The organism is Psychrobacter sp. NG25 (assembly GCF_015234355.1).
GTDB lineage: Bacteria > Pseudomonadota > Gammaproteobacteria > Pseudomonadales > Moraxellaceae > Psychrobacter.
In genome coordinates, this window is sequence record NZ_JADGMV010000004.1 from 177,726 (window position 1) to 192,918 (window position 15,193).

Here is a 15,193-nt window from a genome sequence, read left to right on the forward strand (position 1 = left end):
TCTCCTTACTATAAATGGGGTAATAATATCAAAAAGCAATCAATATCTTATTCTCAAAACATGCTAGTTGTGTACTAATCAGTATTCAGATTTCATACATAGTCTAGGGCATGCTTGATGTTCGCAAATAGGCAGTGCTATGATCAAATGTTAAACATGACTTAGTGAAAGCATATAAAAAAGGGAGAACTGTAATAACAGTTCTCCCTTTTTTCAATATCATTCATTTACGACAGAGCAATCTACTAAAAGTATTAGTTAGCAGTAGCTTCTGCTGTTTCTACAGTTGGAGCAGTAGCAGCAGTTTGTTGGGTCACAGGCGGTGTTACCTTATCTGATAATGAATAAACATAGGCCGCAAGCAGCATGATACGTTCATTACCCAGTTTAGTCTGCCATTGTGGCATTACACCAGCACGACCATAACGTAAGGTGTCACGAATGGTTTCGCGCTCTCCACCGAACAGCCAGATGTTATCTGTTAGGTTTGGTGCACCTGTAGATACCATACCTTTACCTTCTGGACCATGACAAAGTACACAGTTAGTAGGCTGATTAAATAACGTCTTACCTTGTGTAACTAACGTTTGGTCTAGATCGTAATCGTTTTGATTGCCAGAGATTGATAGTACATACTCAGCAACTGCACGCACACCGTCTTCACCAAGGTTTTCACGCCAAGCAGGCATTGGTAGTTTTGCAGGTTCTTTCTTGTAATCTACACCAATGTGCCAGCCGTTATGTAAGGTCAGCAAGATATTCTCTGGCTTTCCACCATGCAACCAATCATTATCAGTCAGATTTGGATAACCTGTTGCACCTTTAGCATTAGAGCCATGACATACAGAACAGTTCTGTAAAAATAAACGGCTCCCAACTTTTAAAGCATTTGGATTTTCAGATAGCTTCTCAACATAAGGTGCAAGTTCTGCAACTTTGCCATCAATCTGAGCTTTTAAGTCTGCTGGTGCTGTTTCGCTATGACGCAAAGTCGATTGCATATCTGCAAGTGTGGCTAACGTTGATGTTGCACCACTAGCATCTGCTTTCGCCAAGATATTCTGTTCAAAGTTATCCGTAAATACTTTGTTGTTCTGTTCAAGCTCACTATATAGCTCGTTTTTAGAGGTCCATGGTACAGTTTCACCATCGACTTCTACAGTGGCAATTCCTTCCCAATGTTTTGGGAACATAGCTGGGAAAAATACCCAGTAAGCAACACCCCAAACAATCGAACCAAAAAATATTACTAGCCACCATTTAGGCAATGGTTTGTCATATTCTTTGATACCATCATAGGTATGACCAGTGGTGCCATCTTCTTCTACGTCAGGTTTGTATTTTAGAACAAATAACAAAACCCCAAGAATAAAGAGCCAACATCCGATACTTATTATAGTAATCCAAGAACTCCAAAAAAATGTCATCGTTTATCCTTATTGCGCTGCTCTTCAGACAAAGACTTTATATCTTCGTCATCAAGCGCAAGTTGTGCATCTTCTTCGAAGCGTTTTTTGTTTTTTGGCGAATACGCCCACCATGCAACACCTACGAAGGCAATAAAGGCAGAAACGGTCGCAATTGTTTGTAATTCACCAATACCCATTAGCGCTGTCCTTCCATCGCGGTGCCTAGCTGCTGTAGATAGGCAACCAAAGCATCAAGTTCAGTGGCACCAAGAACAGCATCTGGCGCTCCTTCGATATCTTCTTCAGTATAAGGAACACCAAAGCGATCACGGAATAGGCGCATTTTATCTTGAATGTTTTCACCATCTACTTCATTCTCAGCGAGCCAAGGGAAGCCAGGCATTACTGATTCAGGAACCAATGAACGCGGATTGATCAAATGCTGCTTTTGCCAGTCTTCAGAGTAACGTCCACCAACACGTGCTAGATCAGGTCCAGTACGTTTAGATCCCCACAAGAATGGGTGATCCCACGTTGATTCTGCAGCACGCGAGTATGGTCCGTAACGTTCAACTTCAGCACGTAGCGGACGAATCATTTGGGTATGACATACGTGACAACCTTCACGAATATAAATGTCACGACCTTCGAACTCTAGTGCCGTCCAAGGTTCCATAGTGGGAAGGGGAGCGTTAACCCCGCCTTCTTCAGGACCCTTGTTGTCATATATTAATGGTACGATTTCAACTAGCGTTGCAAAGCTAATAGCAATAACGATACCGATGACCAACAAGCCTGTATTTTTTTCAATAATTTCATGCGGTGTACCAGCCATGATAGCTCCTTATACGTTAGCTGCTGAAGGTTTATCAACACTAGTTTCATGATCCGTTGGATCAGCCACATCTACAGGCTTACCTTCTGGCATCTTGAGTGTTCTATAAACGTTGTATGCCATCACAAACATGCCCGACACATATAAGAAGCCACCAAAAGCACGACCAATATATGGGAAATGTGAGAACTCAACAGTATCAACGAAGCTATATACCAAAGTACCATCTGGATTGGTAGCAAGCCACATCATGCCTTGGCCAATACCTGAAATCCACATAGACACGATATAGAAGATCGTTCCTGCAGTCGCTAACCAGAAATGCGTGGTGATTAAGCTAATAGAGTACATTTTTGGTTTGTTAAAGATACGTGGTAACAATACGTATAGTGAACCAATGGTAATCATACCAACCCAGCCAAGCGCACCTGAGTGTACGTGTCCTACTGTCCAATCCGTGTTATGCGATAGCGCATTGACTGTCTTAATAGACATCATTGGGCCTTCAAACGTCGACATGGCGTAGAACGACAATGCAACAATCATAAAGCGAATGATTGGATCGGTACGTAACTTATCCCAACTACCTGATAACGTTAGTACACCGTTAATCATACCACCCCAAGATGGTGCAAATAGGATGATTGAGAATACCATTGCTAATGACTGCGTCCAATCTGGAAGCGCTGAATAATGCAAATGGTGACCACCAGCCCACATATATGAAGCAATCAATGCCCAAAAGTGAACGATAGACAAACGGTAAGAATAAATAGGACGACCAATCTGTACTGGAACGAAGTAGTACATCATCCCAAGGAATGCTGCCGTTAGATAAAAACCTACCGCATTATGTCCGTACCACCACTGCACCATCGCATCAGTTGCACCGCCAAATAATGAGTAAGATTTAAATGCGCTAACAGGAATCGCCATGCTGTTTACGATATGAAGTAGTGCAATCGTAATAATAAAAGCTGCAAAGAACCAGTTAGCTACATAAATATGTGAGGTTTTACGTTTGATGAGCGTACCGAAAAAGACAATGGCATAAGATATCCATACCAAAGCAATCAAAATATCGATTGGCCACTCAAGCTCAGCGTATTCCTTAGTCGAGGTCAAACCTAGAGGAAGGGTAATAACTGCTGATACGATAACCGCTTGCCAACCCCAAAAGGTAAACCAAGCTAAATAAGGCGCAAATAACCTTGTCTTACAGGTACGTTGCACAATATAGTAAGACGTTGCGAACAGGGCAGAGCCACCGAACGCAAAAATGACCGCATTGGTATGAAGCGGTCTTAGGCGACTAAAAGTCAGCCATGGAATGTCAAAGTTGAGTGCTGGCCATGCTAACTGTGAAGCAATGAACACACCAATACTCATGCCGACGATGCCCCAAACTACGGCCATTATCGCAAAAAATCTTACGATAGTAATTTCGTACTCACGGTCCACTGGGGCGACTGCTGTGTTTTGTAAACTCATTGGATGATTCCTTTACAGCCCGAATTATCAACAGAATTAACTAACTCTCCGCACTATCTGCATCATAATAATTGATGGTCAAATAGTAGTTGCGGTACATGCTGTTTTTTGGATTGCTTATAGTTTCAACGTTATTAGCTATCAATCTAAGCCATATATCAGATGGTGCTCATATATAGAGGCATTTAAAGTCACAGCGCTCATGGCCAATCGATAGTAGGATTATTAATAACTGTTAAGGTGAATAAGAAAATGCGCCGTTTTTGAGCATCAAACATCTAATGAGGCTAAGTATTTATCTTAATTATTACCAAAATTCTGTACCAATGAAGATAGATACCAATATCCATAGGGCCATAAAAATGCACTGACCATAGACGTATGCTAGCGGCGGCTGACAAAAAAACATGTTTACGTAATGTTTAGTTAAAACTCCCGACTCTGTTTAAGGGTATTGTAACGCAATCCTAATCAAATATCATCAGAACTATGCGGCAAAATACAAACTCTTTGGTAAAAACTCTAGCGAGCAACTTATTATTGCTACGCTATCCACCTATTTTATACACAATTTTGGCATGATTCTAGAGGTGGTCTTTGGTTAGAAATAGATGGTAAGTGTTATACGTTACTGTCAGTATGAAAATAATCTTGTAACAATGGCAGCATGAGTCATGTAAATAAGTTTTACTTATCATCAAGTCGACCTTTATAATGAGTCTAAATATGATGGGTAGTAGTGCTTTTATATCGTTGCTATCAGAAATTATTTTATAATTTGATGTTCAGTCAGGCGAGGGTGATTAAAACTTTAGCCTCACATAATACTAATTAAGGACAATAATATGGCAGTTTTTTTGACAAATGAATGGTTTGAGCAAGTTGAGAAAATGGGTCAAGAAGCGGGTGAGCTCAATTTACCACCAGCACTTGCAAATATGATCGTCAACTTAAAGGTTTCTGATACTGATCAAGATATTGAAGCCAACTTCACTAATGGCTTATTGCATCGCGGATTAAATGACGCGGCGACCACTACCTTGCTACTTGATCGTAGTATCTTGCAATCGATCATTACTGATTTTGATACCAACCAAATCATGGGTGCATTTATGAGCGGTAAAATTCGTGTTGAAGGCGATATGTCACAATTGATGGCAGTACAGACTGCTCGCCCAAGTACTGAGCAAAAAGAACTGTACTCTCGTATCAAGTCTATGACGACTATGGCGTAGTTTTATATTTGCATGGTTCTATGTGAATGATTCAGTTGATGTAAAAAAAGCCTCTAATTCATATTAGAGGCTTTTTTATTGGTAAATTTAATAACAATGCGTTTTTATCTGATTAACTCACTTTGGACTGTTGCGCTGCACTTTTTTGGTTTTGCTTATAGATAGCCGCCTGTAGCCAAACGTTAGCTTGTATATAATCATGCACTTTAATGATGGCTGTCTCTGCGGTGTTGAGCGCACCAACACGTATCACAAATGGGTCTGCGTCTTGTTCGCGTAGTATGACGACATCAAACAAAATAATAGATTTGCCATTAAAGACAGTCTCTTGTTTACCCAACACTTGACCTTGACACCATGCTTCGTCTTCTTGTCCTAGTGTATCGCCAAAGAGATATGCACACATATGACCTAAGTTGATTTCGACAGGCGCCATTTGTTCTTTGGTCTCAGGTTTCCACTCTTTGATTTGCTCTTGCAAATCGTCTGGTATCTTTCCATCATTGGCGGCAACAATGTCGTTAAAAGCACGATGATAGCGAATCGATTCTTGATCTTCGACCATAATCACTTCGTTTTGTTCGCTGTGTTTGATCTCGTGCGCCCAAGCGCTAAGGTTCACAAAGTAAGACGTATCTCGCTGATATAAATGACGATTGGTCGTATAAAGCTGATCAAAAGCATAAATGATACTGCCATCAGCCGTATGTAAGCGTAGTACGGCATCATGAGATTTGTCATTAGCGATGATACGCTCAATTTTACAATTCAAACCATATGGGCTATCGACACAAGGATAGGCATTGATAAAGCACTCAGGCTTACCATTTTTCATCGCCAATACTTGGTTGATGTGACAGGGCTGATTTTCAGATAGTAATAGACAGCTGTCTTGCGAGCTGACATTGCTATTAAGACCTTTAGGCATCGCTGCTTGTTCGATCATTTTCTGTAGCCACTCTGGTACATCATGGCTCATATCGTCAGTCAAAATTCGCCAATGATCAGCGTGACCTGCAGATTGCTCTTCAGTTAAGGTTACCTTAGTAGGAGACTGGATGTTTTTATATTGGTAATTAATGGTCATGAGAGTACTCAAAATTAAGTCAGCGTGAAGTCTGTCGCTATAGCTGCGGTTGCTGGTCATCATAACCTACTATGCTAAATATGGGTCTATGATGGTTAGCAATGTTGTTATCAGCAAAAGGTCAACAAACTACAATGAATGGGTAATGACAATTGTCCTTAGCATACAATATATAGGTATTGACGCAAGTAATAGCAAGTCCCGCATAAAAAATAGTAACAAAACCCTATTTCTTAGCAAAAAACATACTCAGTTTTTGCTAATGATTGGCACATATCAGCCGATTTGTGTCAAACTAGCTCCCTTTTGACGGCTGTCTTAAGCCCGTCTGAAACCCAGTTTGTGTGCTTGTTTTATAGCATATAGCCAATCCTCTATAAATTGGATATGGTGTCAGTCGCACTTAGTTTACTACTTGTAGTACTTTCACTTGCTTTCCTTGTATCCAAATTATATTGAACCGACTATATATAAAGTCGCACGTAGATAAGATAAAGAGTTTGAATATGTTTCGTCCTTTAGCGTTATTTATCGGCTTACGATATACCCGAGCAGAGCGTAGTAATGGTTTTATCTCCTTTATATCGCTGATCTCGATGATTGGTTTGACTCTTGGGGTTGCCGTATTGATTACGGTGCTGTCGGTCATGAATGGTTTTGATCGGGAGCTAAAAACCCGTATTCTGGGTATGGTCCCGCAAGCAACGGTCGTCTCATCTGAGATTATCAGTGACTGGGAACAATTGGCAGACAAGATCAAAGAAGACCCAGAAGTGGCAGCGGTAGCGCCGTTTATCCAACTGCAAGGGATGTTGACCTCAAATGGTCAGGTTGCAGGAATTATGGTCACAGGCATTGAACCTGAGTATGAGAAAAAGGTCTCTATCATCAACGATCACATGGTTGAGGGTAGTATTGATACCTTGCAAAACGGTGACTTCAGTATTGTGCTGGGTGAAGAGATGGTGCAATCATTAGGGTTGCAACTCGGTGATAAAGTCACGTTAGTATTGCCAGAGGCATCACCGTCAGCAGCCGGTGTCATACCGCGATTTAAGCGTTTTACCTTGACGGGTATCTTCACTATCAGTCCAGAAGTCGATAGTCTGATGGCCTTTATTCCTATGGGTGATGCTGCAAAACTGTTACGTTTGCCAGAGGGTGCGCAGGGTGTGCGTATGAAGCTTAATGATATCTTTACTGCGCCAATTGCCTCAGAAAAGGCAGCTGCGATTGCCCCTGATAGATTGTATCCGAATAATTGGACACAGACTCATGGCAATCTGTTTGGTGCAATTCAGATGGAAAAAGCGATGGTAGGCTTACTGCTCTTTTTGATTATCTTGGTTGCAGCCTTTAATATTGTCTCTAGTCTCGTCATGCTTGTCACGGATAAGAAAGCGGACATTGCAATCTTAAAAACCTTTGGTGCATCACCTCGATTGATTACCCAAGTGTTTATGGTTCAAGGTGTGGTCATCGGTGTCATCGGTACTGTTGCTGGCACGATATTGGGTGTGATATTTGCTCTCACAGTCAGCGATATTTTGGGTTTCATCAATCAAGTCTTTAACCTGAACCTATTTGATGCGTATTTTGTGAACTATTTGCCGTCAGAGTTGCGTGTGCTAGATGTGGTGTTGATTACTGGTGCATCGTTTGTATTGAGCTTTTTGGCAACGATCTACCCAGCACGTCGCGCTGCTAAAATTCAGCCAGCACAAACACTACGCTATGAGTAAATGATTTTATAAAGCATCAACTATATAAATAGAATAAAGGAAATACCATGTCTGCCATTTTAGAGGCGAAAAATATCAACAAGATATATGATGAAGGGGCAGTTAGTACGCAAGTATTGACTGGCTTGGATTTGACGGTTAAGGCTGGCGAGCGTATTGCTATCGTTGGTACCAGTGGCTCAGGTAAGAGTACATTGCTACATTTGCTAGGCGGTCTTGATACACCTACTACGGGTGAAGTGTGGCTACATGGTCAATTATTAAACAGTATGAATGAAACCGAACGTGGTGCGATGCGTAATAAGCATTTAGGGTTTATTTATCAGTTTCATCATCTGTTGGCTGAGTTTACGGCTATTGAAAACGTCGCTATGCCATTATTAATGCGACCGAAAGTATCGACGACTGAAGCGCGTCAACAGGCGATTGATATTCTAGAAAGTGTCGGTCTAGAGCATCGTCTGATGCATAGACCAGGCGAGTTATCAGGCGGTGAGCGTCAGCGTGTGGCGATTGCCCGTGCGCTTGTGACCAAGCCATCGCTTATCTTGGCAGATGAGCCAACCGGTAACTTGGATTATGATAATGCCCAAAGCGTTTTTGGACTGTTGACCGAATTACAAAACACGATGCAGACGGCACTACTGATGGTGACACATGATCGCAATCTGGCGGCATTGGCAGATCGTCAGTTATTACTGCGTAATGGTCATTGGGAACAGTATTAAGCCCCTTATGTCTAACAAGGATAAACATAATGAATGAAAATGAAGATCCAATCGAAGCTTTTGGCAGCGCCGAAGAAGGCAATGCGCCGCTACATTCTTATATGGATACGGCATTGTTCGATACGATTGATAGACAGGAGCAGATAGATCTGCTGACACCTGTCTTTGATGCCATTACTTTGGCTGGTGTCGACTACGATCTCAAAGCTCAAGATAGTGCAACAGGCAAACGCTATACGTTATTTAAAGGTGAGAAGGTGATTGAGGTCTTTGTGATGGATAGCAATCTCACCAATAATATTACGGAAGCTATAGAAAATAGCAAAGACGTGTAGTGTAGATAGCCTAGCGTACAGTTGATGTTGTTAGTAATCTATAATCTAATGGCATCTAGCCTAGTTTAGGATTCAGGCGGTTTGTCAGAAGGTATATCCTGACGGTTTTGCCAGCTGACGACCGTTTTATAGCGCCAAATGGCTTTAAATGCCAGTCCGCAAATAAGGCTAGTCAACACCGCCAAAATCGTAAGCCCGATACAAAATGCCGCAATCGATACAGTGCCGCGATAGGTAATAAATGGATTGGCACCATCTGACAACGCCCACAAACTAAAATCAGCAATCATTCTTCCAATAAGTCGAAGGCTTAGCACTGGCGCGTCGATAATTTTAGCGCCGATGTAGTAACCGGCATAAAAGATAGGCAAGCTAGTAAGCGGATTGGTAATCCAAGTCAAACCGAGCGCCATCGGAACATTGGCACGGAAGATTAATGAGCCGACCAACGCTATCAGCATCTGTCCCGGCAATGGAAAAAATGCGCTAAGCACGCCAATGTAGACCGCTTTATTTAGGCTGTGACGATTGAAGTGCCATAATCGTGGATCAGCTAAATGCGGTGCAAACAGTTTTAAGGTGCGACTTTCTAGAATTTTCTCTGGTGTAGGAAGCAGGCTTTTTAGACGTTTTTGGGGCACAAGATTGCCTTTAATCGTTAACTACAGCCCGATCAATTATCTTGATGGACTGTTATAAGGTAATATTATTAATAAAAAATAAGGATTAGATTATATAGTATGATAATGTCAGAGTATCGTTATCGTACTATGTATGAGCAGTATAGGGTAATATAAATATAAATGCCATTGTATGACGTATTAGCTACCGCTCGTTTGGGCTCAATTCTATGCCGATACTTCTCTGTGGTGGCAGGTGATTTATGGTGGTAGGTTGCTGCCCATCGTAACCAATGACTATATTTAGCCATATCATAATATTTATATCATCAAGCAAGGAGTGCTGGTGTATTGGTTGATTTGTAGTTTGATTATTAGCGCTATGATGGGCGTGTTGGCAGTTTCAGATAATATGCCGACGAGTCCATTATTAATGGATATTGCTAATGTCTCTATTGCAACTTTATCACTAATGGCGCTTGCTATCGTTTTGATTATCCTTGTTCAATTCAATATACCTTCCGTCAATATCAGCCGTTCCTCGCAAAAATCTTCTAGTTACTCTCCACATTATCCTAAAATATTCTTTCGTATCGCCAATCATTTGGTAGTCGCTATACTGGCGATTGGATTGGTCATCGGCAGTGCGATGCAAGCTTTGCTAAGCCACCAACAAGCAGAAATGACAGCAGTCACTGAGCCTATGCGTGTGCAAGCGTTGGTAACCGTTGAGGGGATAAGTGATAGCGTCTATGATGTAAATACAGAGAGTGGCTATCGACAAGTGGCGGTTATTAATCATATGTCACCGCTGGTATCAGAGTTAACATCGCAAGACTTAGATGATATTACCGCTGATTTTTTAAGTAATAGCAAAAATAGCCTAAGTAAAAATACTGCAAATAATGATACGTCGTATGGTAACCATTTAGATAGCAGTGGCAGTGGCAGTGGCAGTGAAAGTATAGAGTACCGTGTATTACTCAATGCCTATCCAAAAAAATCTCTATCCAAAACGTCTTCAGACAGTGATCAGTTTGCAAAACTAAATCATTTGCAGCCAGGTGATCAGTTGTTTATGAGTTTGACGCTTGCGCCACTGGCTACCTCTGAACAAGCGCTAAATAATCCGTCTGGTTTTGATAGCTATCGTTGGTTGCGAGGTCGTCATATTGATGGTGTCGCAAACATATTGGCGGTTAGTACGTCGAATTTTTCTAATGGTAAGCCATCAAACATAGCACCTACTTCCGATAGCTATCTTCAACGTTTGCGTACTCGTATTGACCAAGGGCGTTGGCAATTACGACAGCATTTCTATACCGATTGGAGTGATAAAACCACAGCAGAGCAGCAAGCAAAAGCTGTCACACTGAGCCTGCTGACAGGCGACCGTAGTCTAATCAACCGCGATACTAAGGATTTGTATCAGCTGGCAGGTATCTCACATTTACTGGCAATATCAGGGACGCATGTATTGTTTTTAGCGATTGTGCTGGCGGGTGGTGCAGTTCTAATCTTTGATCGATTCTGTCCAGTTGCTTATCGCTATATACCACGTTGGCAAGTGCGTTGGTGGGTGATGATTGGTGCGGCTTTTGTTTATGCCTTATTCACAGGATTTGATGTACCCGCTGCCCGTACTGCATGGATGCTATTGGCGATAGGTTTGGTGCGTTTGACATTATTGCCTATCAGTACCATGCGTGTATTGTTTGCACTGGCAGTATTGATGGCATGGCTTGATCCTTATGTACTATGGCAAGCAGGATACTGGCTGTCTTTTATCGCAGTAGCACTACTACTTAAATACGAAGACACGTCCTATAAATACAGGCAAGTACCTGTATTCACTCATCAAGCTGGTGCCTACAAATCCAATGCTATAAATGAGTTGGCCAAACGTATTTGGATGATAGGTAGACGCATATTCAAATTACAGTTTTGGTTGTTTATCACTTTACTGCCCATTACGTTACTGCTGTTCGGTAAGGCCTCACTATGGGGGCTTTTCATTAATCTATTTGCTATCGGCTTATTTGGTTGGGTGATTGTACCGCTCAATCTACTGGCAGGGCTTTTTTATCTGTTGTTACCGACTATCGCTGATAGGATTTGGGCACTAGTCAGTGCCATCGTTGCAAGCTTGCATGAGTTGATGACGTGGCTGACGTCATTGCCCTCATTGTCAGAAGCATGGCTCTATACACCAGTAAATATGGCGATTTTATTGATGGTATTGCTGAGCATTTTGCCTTGGCTGTTACCACGTGGGTTTATCAGTCGTTGGCTAGCACTGCCGCCATTGACCATGCTAATGATGACTGTTTATGCCAATCAGCAGTCACTAACGATGAAACCAACGTTATATATATTACCAACAGGCGATCAATATATAAGCGCTGCCTTGTTGCAATATCCTATTATCAATTCTAAAAATACTAATAATGGGAGTGTCAGTTGGTTATTTTTAGCCGATCACCGACCGCAAGCCACCCGAACGATGCCAAGTAACTTGACGGTAGAGAAGCTCTCAACGATGTTGGAGCAGCAATTGGGCAGTTTATCGATTAATAAGCTAGAGGGTATTACCGTACAGAGTGATAGTGTTGGATTAACAGATACGCTGATAACTGATGATAAGCGTGCTGACATTAATACTATAGGTTCTGAGCTATTACCACTGACGGTTGCACGATTAAATCAGCATTTATCCATTAATCAGTACTGGCAGGCCGGGCGTTTTGATCGTTGGCCTGAACTTCAGCGCTCATATAAGGTCGCCAGTCAATCTAAGAGTAAGTCAGATATTAGCGTACAAGGTTGCGAGCAAGGTAAAACATGGCAGCTACCGAATGGCGACTTGTCCATACAAGCATTGACAGGTTGGCGCACAATAGATGATGACAGCGTGTGGGATTGCACGCTCGCTATAGACACTGGTTTACCGATACAAGTATTAAGATACAATGCGGCTGATCCACTTAGGTCAGCACCTGTAGCTGTACAAACACTGCCATCAAACCTTTCATCCTTGACGCCTAATGTAGCAGAGACTACATCACGTCTGGTTTTGAATGCCGATACTCATCAACGTGTTTGGCAGATGTGGGAGTTGCTATGTTCAGCGAATCCATTATCTGGTCAGGTAGCTGCTGGTCAAACACCTATTAATCCAATAACTATTAATCAAACAACAATGCCATCTGATATTACATGGCTTGGGCACAGTGCATCGCATATAACTGCCGATGTATTAGATCGCCAAAGCATTAATCAAATTGTGACTTATGATGATGAAGCGCTAGAGGTAGCACTAACTATGGGTGCTAACTTCTAGATTGAATTCTCACACTAAACGCTAATAATGTACCTCAAAAAATTGCTTATACTCTCAGCGTTACAATATGTTGATATTTCACAGTTATACTATTGAACCATGATGAAAATGCGACCATACTTACCAACCTATTAATATAAATGACGCTTGCATTACAAATGCGTTGAGAGTAAGAACTAGCTTCTTACTACATTTATATTCTATATCATCTCTTTTATCGTTTTAGATTGTTTCTGACTTAGGAAGTTATATGCCCAACTGGCCACCAGACCCTAATAAACGTCCTGACACTTCGGCGAATCAGCCAGCACCCATTCAACAATCAAGCCAACCGACTGGACAAGAGTGGCGACTGCTGGAAAACACATTACTAGCTAGTGTGGTTGAACAGCGCCGCGCTCGTCGCTGGAGTATCTTTTTTAAATTATTGACCTTTGGTTATATCTTATTGATATTTCTGACCCTTGGCCGTGGTTGCAGCAGTGCATCAACAGGTATCGATGCAGTCGACAACAGCGAGCCACATTTGGCCGTGGTTGAGCTGCAAGGCGTCATTAGTAGTGGCGATGTGGCCAATGCCTATGATGTCAATGAAGCATTGACCCGTGCTTTTGAAAACAGTAATTCAAAAGCCGTTGTGCTAGATATCAACTCACCTGGCGGCTCGCCTGTACAGTCTGATGAAATTTGGCAGACTATGATGGAGTTGCGTCAAGAATATCCAGACAAGAAACTTTACGCAGTGATTGGTGATATTGGTGCTTCTGGCGCTTATTACATTGCTTCTGCAGCAGACGAGATCTATGTCAACCCATCAAGCTTGGTTGGCTCTATCGGCGTGATTATGTCGAGCTATAATATTGAAGGCTTGATGGATAAAGTCGGCGTAAAAGATCGTACTTTGACCGCTGGTGAGTACAAAGATATCCTAAGCTTATCGCGTCCATTGACTGACTATGAAGAAGGTCATGTCGAAAAAGTATTAGCAAATACGCACAAGCATTTCATCGATGCAGTGAAAGAAGGCCGCGGCGACCGTCTAAAAAATCCTGAACAAAACAAGTTGTTTTCAGGGCTATTTTGGACAGGTGAGCAGTCTATCGAACTTGGTCTAGCAGACAAGAAAGGTAGCATCGCGAGCTTAGAAAAAGAGTTAGATCTTGATACGGCGATTAACTATAGCCCAACAGATCCTTTTGAGTCGTTTATGGATCGCTTCGCTGTTAAGTTAGGTGCAGGCATTGGTTCAAGTGTCAATCTTGATGTCCTAACAAAAGAAGATGGCAATGTAGAGATGCGCTAAGCATTTTGTATTTTAGATTTACTGTGTATGATTGATAAGGCTGAGTATATGATTATGCTCAGCCTTATTTATATGCCAGATATTTCAGATATGTAAGATTTAATCATGATAAATGACACATAAGCTATCCATAATGATTCGATGAGAGCCTGTTATGACTGATGAACGCAATTTTCAGACCTTTGTTGCTTTACCTATCTCTAAAATAACAAATAAACCAGTTATTCATTTTGCACATGCCAATGGTATGCCAAGTGCTGTTTATCAGCCATTTTTTGAGAATTTAGCAGAGTTTTTTACGATTGAATATATTGCGATGCTAGGCGATACCCCAGGTTATCCCGTAGACGATCATTGGCGTAGTCTCACAAACCAAATTATTGATAGCGTGAAAGATGCTTGTGAGAAGCATGGCGTCGCGCAAGTAGTAGCAGTCGGTCACTCACTTGGCGCAATGTGTACCATGCAAGCATTGTATCGCGAGCCAAAGTACTTTGCGCAAGCGGTCCTCATGGATCCGCCTTGGATTTATGGCAAGGTCAGCCTGTTATGGCATTTGGCAAAGACAGCAGATAGATTGCCGTTGATGAATAACCGTTTAATGGATAAATTGTCACCCGCTGGAATATCCAAGCATCGCCGTGATGTATGGGATAGTCGAGCAGATGCTTATGAAAAAATGCGCAATAAAGGGTTTTTTAAGAATTTTGATGAGCGCAGTTTTCAAGGCTATATCGACCACGGCCTACACCAGCGTGCTGACGGTAAAGTAACTTTGGCCATTCCTAAATCGAGCGAAGTTGCCGTATTCCGTACCAATCCATCTTGGTATTGGTTGGCACCAAATCGTGGTCCTAAGGTGCCCGTAACTTTGATTATTGGTGAAGATAGCATATTCTTAAAACGTCACTTCCCTCAGCAAGTGCAGGCACGGTTAGGGGTGCCTTATACCACTCATGCAGGTGGTCATATGTTCCCGCTTGAACATCCTGACTCTGTATCGCTGCAAGTATTGTCATTGATTGAGCAGCAACTGTTAAAATAGTCGCCAATTATTATTAATGTTTT

General features: G+C 41.9%; 13 protein-coding genes. 7 read left to right on the forward strand and 6 right to left on the reverse strand.

Annotation, left to right across the window (positions count from 1 at the left end):
• Positions 1-254 precede the first annotated feature (254 nt).
• From ccoP to ccoN, 4 genes are read right to left on the reverse strand one after another with little or no spacing between them, the layout of a single operon-like run.
• A complete protein-coding gene (gene ccoP / locus IPZ60_RS07845) occupies positions 255-1,427 on the reverse strand; it encodes a cytochrome-c oxidase, cbb3-type subunit III (RefSeq protein ID WP_194197256.1) in 1,173 nt (390 codons plus the stop codon).
• A complete protein-coding gene (locus IPZ60_RS07850; RefSeq protein ID WP_194197257.1) occupies positions 1,424-1,606 on the reverse strand; it encodes a cbb3-type cytochrome c oxidase subunit 3 in 183 nt (60 codons plus the stop codon). The genes ccoP and IPZ60_RS07850 overlap by 4 nt, the downstream gene beginning before the upstream one ends.
• Positions 1,606-2,244 (reverse strand): cytochrome-c oxidase, cbb3-type subunit II, encoded by a 639-nt coding sequence (gene ccoO, locus IPZ60_RS07855; protein WP_194197258.1) that lies wholly within the window; start codon positions 2,242-2,244, stop codon positions 1,606-1,608. Before ccoO ends, IPZ60_RS07850 begins: the two co-directional genes overlap by 1 nt.
• Positions 2,245-2,253: 9 nt before the next feature.
• Entirely contained in the window at positions 2,254-3,735 is a 1,482-nt protein-coding gene (ccoN, locus tag IPZ60_RS07860; protein ID WP_194197259.1) for a cytochrome-c oxidase, cbb3-type subunit I, read from the reverse strand.
• Between the two features lie 845 nt (positions 3,736-4,580).
• Here ccoN and IPZ60_RS07865 point away from each other — a divergent pair.
• Positions 4,581-4,970: an SCP2 sterol-binding domain-containing protein gene (locus IPZ60_RS07865; protein WP_194197260.1), complete on the forward strand. Its 390-nt coding sequence runs from the start codon at positions 4,581-4,583 to the stop codon at positions 4,968-4,970.
• 112 nt (positions 4,971-5,082) lie between these two features.
• Here the strand turns inward: IPZ60_RS07865 and IPZ60_RS07870 are convergent, their stop codons facing one another.
• Complete coding sequence (locus IPZ60_RS07870; protein WP_194197261.1) at positions 5,083-6,057, reverse strand: hypothetical protein; 975 nt, start codon at positions 6,055-6,057, stop codon at positions 5,083-5,085.
• Positions 6,058-6,563: 506 nt separating this feature from the next.
• On the opposite strand from IPZ60_RS07870, the gene IPZ60_RS07875 reads away from it, so the two are divergent.
• The 3 genes from IPZ60_RS07875 to IPZ60_RS07885 are packed head-to-tail and all read left to right on the forward strand — an operon-like array spanning position 6,564 to position 8,862.
• Positions 6,564-7,799: a lipoprotein-releasing ABC transporter permease subunit gene (locus IPZ60_RS07875; RefSeq protein WP_194197262.1), complete on the forward strand. Its 1,236-nt coding sequence runs from the start codon at positions 6,564-6,566 to the stop codon at positions 7,797-7,799.
• A gap of 47 nt (positions 7,800-7,846) precedes the next feature.
• Entirely contained in the window at positions 7,847-8,527 is a 681-nt protein-coding gene (lolD, locus tag IPZ60_RS07880) for a lipoprotein-releasing ABC transporter ATP-binding protein LolD (protein ID WP_110922693.1), read from the forward strand.
• 29 nt (positions 8,528-8,556) lie between these two features.
• Positions 8,557-8,862 (forward strand): hypothetical protein, encoded by a 306-nt coding sequence (locus IPZ60_RS07885; RefSeq protein WP_194197263.1) that lies wholly within the window; start codon positions 8,557-8,559, stop codon positions 8,860-8,862.
• 65 nt (positions 8,863-8,927) lie between these two features.
• Here the strand turns inward: IPZ60_RS07885 and IPZ60_RS07890 are convergent, their stop codons facing one another.
• Positions 8,928-9,503, reverse strand: coding sequence for a DUF2062 domain-containing protein (locus IPZ60_RS07890; RefSeq protein WP_320108727.1), 576 nt, complete (start codon positions 9,501-9,503; stop codon positions 8,928-8,930).
• 325 nt (positions 9,504-9,828) lie between these two features.
• Between IPZ60_RS07890 and IPZ60_RS07895 the strand changes: the two genes are divergently transcribed.
• The 3 genes from IPZ60_RS07895 to IPZ60_RS07905 all read left to right on the forward strand — a co-directional run bounded on the left by IPZ60_RS07895 (position 9,829) and on the right by IPZ60_RS07905 (position 15,170).
• Entirely contained in the window at positions 9,829-12,822 is a 2,994-nt protein-coding gene (locus IPZ60_RS07895; protein WP_194197264.1) for a ComEC/Rec2 family competence protein, read from the forward strand.
• A gap of 250 nt (positions 12,823-13,072) precedes the next feature.
• Entirely contained in the window at positions 13,073-14,125 is a 1,053-nt protein-coding gene (gene sppA / locus IPZ60_RS07900; RefSeq protein ID WP_194197265.1) for a signal peptide peptidase SppA, read from the forward strand.
• A 154-nt stretch (positions 14,126-14,279) separates the two neighbouring features.
• Positions 14,280-15,170, forward strand: a complete 891-nt coding sequence (locus IPZ60_RS07905) for an alpha/beta fold hydrolase (RefSeq protein WP_194197266.1) — start codon at positions 14,280-14,282, stop codon at positions 15,168-15,170.
• The last annotated feature ends 23 nt before the right edge of the window (positions 15,171-15,193 follow it).